Below are 6,434 nucleotides of genomic sequence, written 5' to 3' on the forward strand. Positions count from 1 at the left end.
TGGCGGTAATTTCTTACAATCTCCATAGGCTCTGGAGTGCAGGGATGCTATAACTTGCAACTTGCGTTATAATATCTTAAGAGAATTTAAGTAAGGAGGTTTAACATGAAGAAGGTAGCTCTGACACTAGCAGCGGTTGTAGGACTTGCAGGGGCATCCTTTGCAAGCGAACAGCTCGCAAAACAGAAGGGCTGTATGGCATGCCACGACATGAAGGCAAAGAAAGTAGGTCCAAGCTACGCGGACATCGCAAAGAAATACGCTGGCAGGGCTGATGCGGTTGATTACCTTGCTGGCAAGATTAAGAAAGGTGGTGCAGGAGTGTGGGGTTCTGTTCCCATGCCTCCTCAGAATGTGACCGACGCAGAGGCAAAACAGCTGGCTCAGTGGGTAATGTCTGTCAAATAAGTTTCAACGGGGGCTTATGCCCCCTCTTCTAAGGGATTGCATCTGTTTATGTTTCCAAAACACTGAGGGCACAGGTCAAAAAACACTAAAAGCCCCAGCCCCCCCAGCATCATGTTAACCTGGGTTATGACAAGGTTTTCCTGCCTTTCTGGCAGAACCTGATACCTCTCAAGCCTTTTCCCACATGCAGTCAGTCCCTCTTGCTCACCTAATTTGTGAAACTGAAAAACAATCCTCTTTGTCCTCCTGCACTTCATCCACCTTGGTGTGAGGTCAAGAAGGACAAAGTTTATCTGAACATTCTGGTCTACAAGCTGGGCTTTTTGCACGAGTTTTTCAAACTTTTCTTTTTCAGTCATACTTCATTACCTCCTCCATCAGCGCCTGAGCCATCTCCTCCTCGCTTACCTTTTTTATGGGCTTGCCTTCCTTGAAGAGCCAGGCAAAGCCTCTGCCGCAGGCAAGTCCTATATCTGCTTCACGGGCTTCCCCTATGGCGTTCACCACACAGCCCATAATAGCAACTTTAAGAGGCTTGTTCAAGTGCTTTAACTTCTCTTCCACCTCTCTTACCACCTTTGGCAGGTCCACTTCTATGCGTCCGCATGTAGGGCAGGCAATTATCTCTATACCCTTTCTCCTCAGACCAAGAGACTGCAAAATGCTATAAGCAACCTCCACTTCCACTTCGGGGTCGTCGGTGAGCGAAACTCTCACCGTGTCACCTATGCCTTTGTAGAGTAGAATACCTATACCCACAGAAGACTTTACTATGCCCTTTGTGCCCATACCTGCCTCTGTAATACCTATGTGAAGAGGAATGTCTGTATGCTGTGCAAAGAGCTCGTTAGCCTTTATGTTTTCAAGCACATCAGAGCCCTTTATGGAGACCTTGAAGTTATAAAAGCCCCAATTTTCAAACTTTTCAGACCAGCGCATGGCACTCTCAAATAGTGCCTGAGCACAGGGATAGCCATACTTTTCCAGAAGGTCTTTCTCCAATGAGCCTGAGTTTACACCTATGCGAACGGCAACGCCTTTTCCTTTTGCCTCTTCCACAATTTCTCTTACTATCTCTTCCTTTCCTATGTTGCCCGGGTTTATCCTTATGCCGTGCACGCCCTTTTCCATAGACCTGAAGGCATAAGAGGGTGCAAAGTGAATGTCTGCGATTACTGGCATGGGAGAGTTTTTCACAATTTCTGGCAGAGCCTCCAGGTCTTCCTCGTGGGGCACCGCCACCCTTATGAGCTCACAGCCAGCCTGTTGAAGCCTTCTTATCTGCTCAAGAGTTGCTTCTATGTCATGGGTCTTGGTGGAGGTCATGGACTGCACCACTATGGGGGCGTCTCCACCTACCTTTACCCATCCCACCTGTATCTGACGGGTTTTCCTGCGGGTAATCATGAAAGCTCCAGCATCCTCAGTATGGGTCTTTTTGCCTTCTCTATTATATCCTCCGGCAGGCTAACCTCGTTTATCTCCTCTTTGAGAGTCTGGTAGACTTTTGGCAAGGTTATACCCTTCATGGTGCAGCAGTAGACAGTTCCGCAGTAGTTCATGGACTCGGGAAAGATGTATTCCTTGTAAGGGTTTTTCTTCATGAGGGTATGCTTTAGTCCCACTTCGGTTATCACTATCACCCTCTGGGCGTCACACGTGGTGGAGTAGTTGATTATCTGAGAGGTTGAGCCCACAAAGTCTGCAATGTCTATGACCTTTGGATGGCACTCAGGGTGCACCGCCACCTTTGCATCCGGGTAGAGTTCTTTAAGTTTCATGACTTCCCTTGCGGTAAACTCAAAGTGGGGTGGGCAAAAGCCCTGCCATATGACAAACTCCTTGTCTGGCACATGCCTTTTGACCCAGTTTCCCAGTGCCTGGTCTGGGATAAAGATTATCTTCTTTGAGGTGAGCTTCTGCACCACCCTTATGGCGTTGGCAGAGGTCACGCACACATCGGAGACTGCCTTAACATCCGCGTTTGTATTCACGTAGGCTACCACCTCAGCATCAGGATGCTTTTCTTTTAGCCTGAGCACATCATCGGCTTTTATCATATCCGCCATGGGGCATCCAGACTCAGGGTTTGGATGAAGGACCTTCTTTGTGGGGTTTACGATTTTTGCTGTCTCACACATAAAACGCACGCCACAGAAGACTATTATGTCCGCATCTGTCTGGCTTGCCTTTCGGGAGAGCTCCAGGGAATCTCCCACAAAGTCCGCAATATCCTGCACCTCTGGCCTCTGGTAGTAGTGGGCAAGAAGGACTGCGTTCTTTTCCTTTGCAAGCCTGCGCACCTCTTCCTGAAGTTCCTTTATATCCTCACCGCTCAGCTCCTGCTCTTTGAGAATTTCCAGCTGCACCATAATGAGAGAATATATTACCAGCCTGAACCTGTGATAAGATTTAAATCAGATGGAGCTTGTGCTCGTTCGTATATTTCTGAGGGAAGATGACCGCCTTGAGGGAAAACCTGCCTATAGGAAGGTTCTGGAGCTTCTGAAAGAATACGGAGTTAGTGGTGCTACTGTTTTGAAGTCTATAATGGGTTATGGAACAACAGGTGAGCTTCACTACGAGGGGCTGGAGGTGCTCTCTTACAGCTTGCCTGTAGTGGTGGAGTTCGTGGAAGAAGAATCAAAAGCTATGGAAGCAATAAAGAAGCTTTCCAAACATAAAAACCTTGGTTTTATTACCTTTGAGAGGGCAGTCCTTTGGTCTTCCTCTTAGCGGTTGCCATAGGTGGAGCTATCGGCTCAGTATTGAGGTTTATCCTATCAAAGTTTATCCAGACAAGGGTGGGTCTAGAATTCCCCGTGGGCACGCTTGTGGTAAACCTTTCTTCTGCATTTCTTATTGGTTTTTTCTTTGCCTTCCTTGTGGAAAGGCTTGATATAACTCCTAACCTGAGGGCTCTTTTCATAACTGGTCTACTGGGTGGCTACTCTACATATTCCACTCTCTTTTACGAGGCTTACTACCTTATGTTTAACGGTGAATGGCTGAAAGCTCTCCTTTATCTGATTCTGAGCAACCTGCTGGGGCTTCTGTTTGTTGGGCTGGGATATGGTCTTGGTAAAATGTTATAGATGAGGTGATTGAAGGCTATGAAGTGTGAAGAAGCATTTCTTGTAAGGCTCTTTTTTGGTGAAAATGACAGACATGAAGGAAAGCCTCTATACAGATATGTGGTGGAGTTCTGCAGGCAGAGGGGCATAGCGGGTGCTACCGTCTTCAGGGGAATTCTGGGCTACGGTAAGTCCTCTGTCCTTCACAAGGCAGGGTTTTTCAGCCTATCCTCTGACCTTCCCATAGTGGTGGAGATAGTGGACTGTGAGGAAAAGGTTAACCAGATACTTCCAGAGCTTGCAAGGCTTGTAAAGGACGGAATAATAACCCTGGAAAAGGTGAAAGTGATAAAGGCTTAGCCTATTCCTCATGCCTTTTGTGCATCTCTACCACCACCCTCCACATTACTGGGGGTATGAAGAGGTATGCAAATGTGCTGAAGAGGATTATGACACGCCACAGAAGGTCAAGATAGGGTGACAGGACCATGCCAAGACCTGAAAGAAATTGAAGAAGGGCAAAGGAATAAGAAGCTCTCGTAAGGAGGGGGAGGCCTGAGAACCTCCCCATGGCATAAAGTATGGCATAGGCCCCCGCAAAGAGGACCATCAGAAATCCGTAAAGCATGAGTTTATAGATGGTTTCAGCCAGCAACTTCAGCCTCCCTGAGAGCTTCAACTCTTCTGCCGGCGGTGAGAAGGTCATACAGGAGGATTATATAGGATAGGAAGAACATAACACCGAAGAAGAGCCTCCATCTGAAAGCCTCCTCCATCCAAGGGTGCATCTGAGCCTGCATGAAAGCCTCCCATGTGCTTCCGAGTGTGGCCCTTTCTATCATCGTCTGTGCAAAACCCGCAACGGTGAGGGCTGCTGTCATACCAAACATGCCTATTATCAAGCCCACATAGGCTATTTTCCACGGTGTTCCGTTGAGTATGTATCCCTCCTTAACCCTTGTTTTACCAAGGGCAAAGTAGAAGAGGGCAAGGTTTGCAGATACATAAGCCCCGAAGAAGGCGAGGTGTCCGTGCGCCGCAGCAAGCTGAGTGCCGTGGCTGAAGAGGTTTATCTGGGGCAGGGTATGCATAAAGCCCCACACGCCCGCACCAAAGAGATTTCCAAAAGCCTGAGCGAAAGCCCAGAAGAGTGCAGGTCTGTTTACAGTTTTCAACTTGTGAACACCGGCGTCGTAAACCGCATGTATAACCATGGCAACGAGTGGTAGAGGCTCAAGGGATGAGAAAAAGCCCCCAATTCCAAGCCAGTATTCTGGCGTTCCTATCCAGTAGTAGTGGTGTCCGAGTCCCAGTATTCCTGTTCCAAAGACAAGCATTACCTCCACATATAGCCACGCCTCTATTATCTTCCTTGGAGTTCCCAGAAGGTGCATCAGAAGCCATCCCATAAGAACGCCTACGAGGACTTCCCAGGTTGCCTCAACCCAGAGGTGAACAACCCACCACCACCAGAACTGGTCAACAGATATGTTTGGCGTAAAGAACATACCAGCAAGGTAAAGACCAAAGAGAAAGGCAAGGTCTACCATTAGAACACCCAGTATTCCCGTCAATCTTCTCGCAGCAACTGCAGTGCCTACTACATTGAAGGCAACTATGAGGGCTACAGCCACTATACCAATGTCTGCCCACCTTGGTGCTTCTATGTATTCCCTTCCCTCAGTTATGAACCACATGGTAAAGAAATCACCAGAACCATACTGTTTGAGAAGATACACAAGGACAACGACAGCTACCGCGCCTACAAAGGCAAAGTAGGCAAGCTTGCCCAGCTTTATTCCTACAACTTCCCTTCCTGTCTCAAGGGGTAAAAACCAGTATATGCCTGCTATGAAGCCCATAAGTAGCCACACGACCATTGCGTTTATGTGAAGCATCCTGTTGGTCATAAAGTTGAGGGTCCCGTAGAGAAAGTCTGGGTTAATGAACTGTATGGCAGCTAGAAGACCAAAGAGAAGCTGGGCGCCAAAAAGTATTATGGCTGTCCAGAAATACCAGAGGGCTAACTTCTGTGATTCATACAGCCTTTCCATGGCTACACCTCCTTACTGCTTTGATACCTGAACTTCAGGAAAGTTTGCAGGAAAGCCGTTGGTGTCTATGGCAGACATCCATTTAAGGTATGCCACAACAGCCCTTGCCTCCTCTTCTGTAAGCCTGAGGTTTGGCATCCTTCTTACCCATGTTGGATACTTATCGGGATTCATGAGCCATACCTTCATGGCTTCTTCCCTTGAGTTTGCCCCCACCATGGGCATTATCTGCTTTTCCCATTTTGGGTCAAGCCAGGCTTTCGTAAGGTCCGGTGCATAGTAAGCCCCATTTCCAAGAAGTGTGTGGCAATCCATGCAGTTTCTGCTCTGGATAACCAGCTTTCCCTTTGTTATAAGCTCTTCTGCCTCCTTTGGGCTCCATACCTTTCCAAAAAGACCCACTTCCTTTCCTACGATGGGTTCCATTGCTCTTCTGTCCGCATTGTAAACATAGCCTATCTCCTTGTTTATAACCTCTGGTCCAGGAACTCGCTTGCTTCCCATGCTTATAGCCTGAACTGTGTGAAAGGTCAGAAGCACCAGCGTAATAGCCATAACGGAGCTTGTTATGACCGCCGCCACCTTCCAGAAGCCCGGTTCAAGCCAATGGCGTCCCCTCGCAAGGACAAGGCTGATAACAAGAGAGATAAGAAGGGTTGCAACCACTACTTCCAGCCACCCTATACCCATGGCTACACCTCCTTAGTAAAGAATTACTTACTAATAAATTTATACTGTGCCCAAAATCCTGTCAAGGGATTTCGGCTTATTTTATGTTGACATGTAAAGAGGTCTAACATAAGTTTAATACCTAAAGCTTTAAGGAGGCTATAAATGATGAAAAACCATAGACGCTACTTGACAGTATCTGGAGGAGGGATTAATTTATGCTCCTGAA

Annotated in this window: 10 protein-coding genes; 4 read left to right on the forward strand and 6 right to left on the reverse strand. The window is 47.6% G+C overall.

Features of this window, described 5'->3' with window-relative positions; all coding sequences use genetic code 11:
• Positions 1 to 105 precede the first annotated feature (105 nt).
• Positions 106 to 408 carry a c-type cytochrome gene (locus ACKRDP_RS09790; RefSeq protein WP_409154599.1) on the forward strand — a complete coding sequence of 101 codons (303 nt, stop codon included), beginning with the start codon at positions 106 to 108 and terminating at the stop codon, positions 406 to 408.
• A gap of 14 nt (positions 409 to 422) precedes the next feature.
• Here the strand turns inward: ACKRDP_RS09790 and ACKRDP_RS09795 are convergent, their stop codons facing one another.
• Genes ACKRDP_RS09795 through nadA form a run of 3 tightly spaced genes read right to left on the reverse strand, consistent with a single transcriptional unit; the run spans position 423 to position 2,780 of the window.
• Positions 423 to 767: a hypothetical protein gene (locus ACKRDP_RS09795; RefSeq protein ID WP_409154601.1), complete on the reverse strand. Its 345-nt coding sequence runs from the start codon at positions 765 to 767 to the stop codon at positions 423 to 425.
• Positions 760 to 1,815, reverse strand: a complete 1,056-nt coding sequence (gene ispG / locus ACKRDP_RS09800; protein WP_409154602.1) for a flavodoxin-dependent (E)-4-hydroxy-3-methylbut-2-enyl-diphosphate synthase — start codon at positions 1,813 to 1,815, stop codon at positions 760 to 762. Before ispG ends, ACKRDP_RS09795 begins: the two co-directional genes overlap by 8 nt.
• Complete coding sequence (gene nadA / locus ACKRDP_RS09805; protein ID WP_409154604.1) at positions 1,812 to 2,780, reverse strand: quinolinate synthase NadA; 969 nt, start codon at positions 2,778 to 2,780, stop codon at positions 1,812 to 1,814. Before nadA ends, ispG begins: the two co-directional genes overlap by 4 nt.
• Positions 2,781 to 2,829: 49 nt before the next feature.
• On the opposite strand from nadA, the gene ACKRDP_RS09810 reads away from it, so the two are divergent.
• Genes ACKRDP_RS09810 through ACKRDP_RS09820 form a run of 3 tightly spaced genes read left to right on the forward strand, consistent with a single transcriptional unit; the run spans position 2,830 to position 3,842 of the window.
• A complete protein-coding gene (locus ACKRDP_RS09810) occupies positions 2,830 to 3,144 on the forward strand; it encodes a DUF190 domain-containing protein (RefSeq protein ID WP_409154605.1) in 315 nt (104 codons plus the stop codon).
• Complete coding sequence (gene crcB / locus ACKRDP_RS09815; protein WP_409154607.1) at positions 3,129 to 3,503, forward strand: fluoride efflux transporter CrcB; 375 nt, start codon at positions 3,129 to 3,131, stop codon at positions 3,501 to 3,503. Before ACKRDP_RS09810 ends, crcB begins: the two co-directional genes overlap by 16 nt.
• 18 nt (positions 3,504 to 3,521) lie before the next feature.
• Complete coding sequence (locus tag ACKRDP_RS09820; RefSeq protein ID WP_409154609.1) at positions 3,522 to 3,842, forward strand: DUF190 domain-containing protein; 321 nt, start codon at positions 3,522 to 3,524, stop codon at positions 3,840 to 3,842.
• A 1-nt stretch (position 3,843) separates the two neighbouring features.
• On the opposite strand, the gene ACKRDP_RS09825 is transcribed toward ACKRDP_RS09820, so the two are convergent.
• The 3 genes from ACKRDP_RS09825 to ACKRDP_RS09835 are packed head-to-tail and all read right to left on the reverse strand — an operon-like array spanning position 3,844 to position 6,226.
• On the reverse strand, positions 3,844 to 4,137 hold the full coding sequence (locus ACKRDP_RS09825) for a hypothetical protein (protein WP_409154610.1): 294 nt from the start codon (positions 4,135 to 4,137) through the stop codon (positions 3,844 to 3,846).
• A complete protein-coding gene (locus ACKRDP_RS09830; RefSeq protein WP_409154611.1) occupies positions 4,127 to 5,536 on the reverse strand; it encodes a cbb3-type cytochrome c oxidase subunit I in 1,410 nt (469 codons plus the stop codon). The genes ACKRDP_RS09825 and ACKRDP_RS09830 overlap by 11 nt, the downstream gene beginning before the upstream one ends.
• A 12-nt stretch (positions 5,537 to 5,548) precedes the next feature.
• Positions 5,549 to 6,226: a c-type cytochrome gene (locus tag ACKRDP_RS09835; protein ID WP_409154612.1), complete on the reverse strand. Its 678-nt coding sequence runs from the start codon at positions 6,224 to 6,226 to the stop codon at positions 5,549 to 5,551.
• Positions 6,227 to 6,434 lie beyond the last annotated feature (208 nt).

The sequence above is a fragment of the Pampinifervens navoyensis genome (assembly GCF_046159715.1).
Classification (GTDB): Bacteria; Aquificota; Aquificia; order Aquificales; family Aquificaceae; genus Pampinifervens.

Excerpts from the sequence above, each read along its gene's own strand:
- ACKRDP_RS09790 (WP_409154599.1), top strand. The coding sequence starts at position 106 with ATGAAGAAGGTAGCTCTGACACTAGCAGCGGTTGTAGGACTTGCAGGG.
- ACKRDP_RS09795 (WP_409154601.1), bottom strand. The coding sequence starts at position 767 with ATGACTGAAAAAGAAAAGTTTGAAAAACTCGTGCAAAAAGCCCAGCTT.
- ispG (WP_409154602.1), bottom strand. The coding sequence starts at position 1,815 with ATGATTACCCGCAGGAAAACCCGTCAGATACAGGTGGGATGGGTAAAG.
- nadA (WP_409154604.1), bottom strand. The coding sequence starts at position 2,780 with ATGGTGCAGCTGGAAATTCTCAAAGAGCAGGAGCTGAGCGGTGAGGAT.
- ACKRDP_RS09810 (WP_409154605.1), top strand. The coding sequence starts at position 2,830 with ATGGAGCTTGTGCTCGTTCGTATATTTCTGAGGGAAGATGACCGCCTT.
- ACKRDP_RS09820 (WP_409154609.1), top strand. The coding sequence starts at position 3,522 with ATGAAGTGTGAAGAAGCATTTCTTGTAAGGCTCTTTTTTGGTGAAAAT.
- ACKRDP_RS09830 (WP_409154611.1), bottom strand. The coding sequence starts at position 5,536 with ATGGAAAGGCTGTATGAATCACAGAAGTTAGCCCTCTGGTATTTCTGG.
- ACKRDP_RS09835 (WP_409154612.1), bottom strand. The coding sequence starts at position 6,226 with ATGGGTATAGGGTGGCTGGAAGTAGTGGTTGCAACCCTTCTTATCTCT.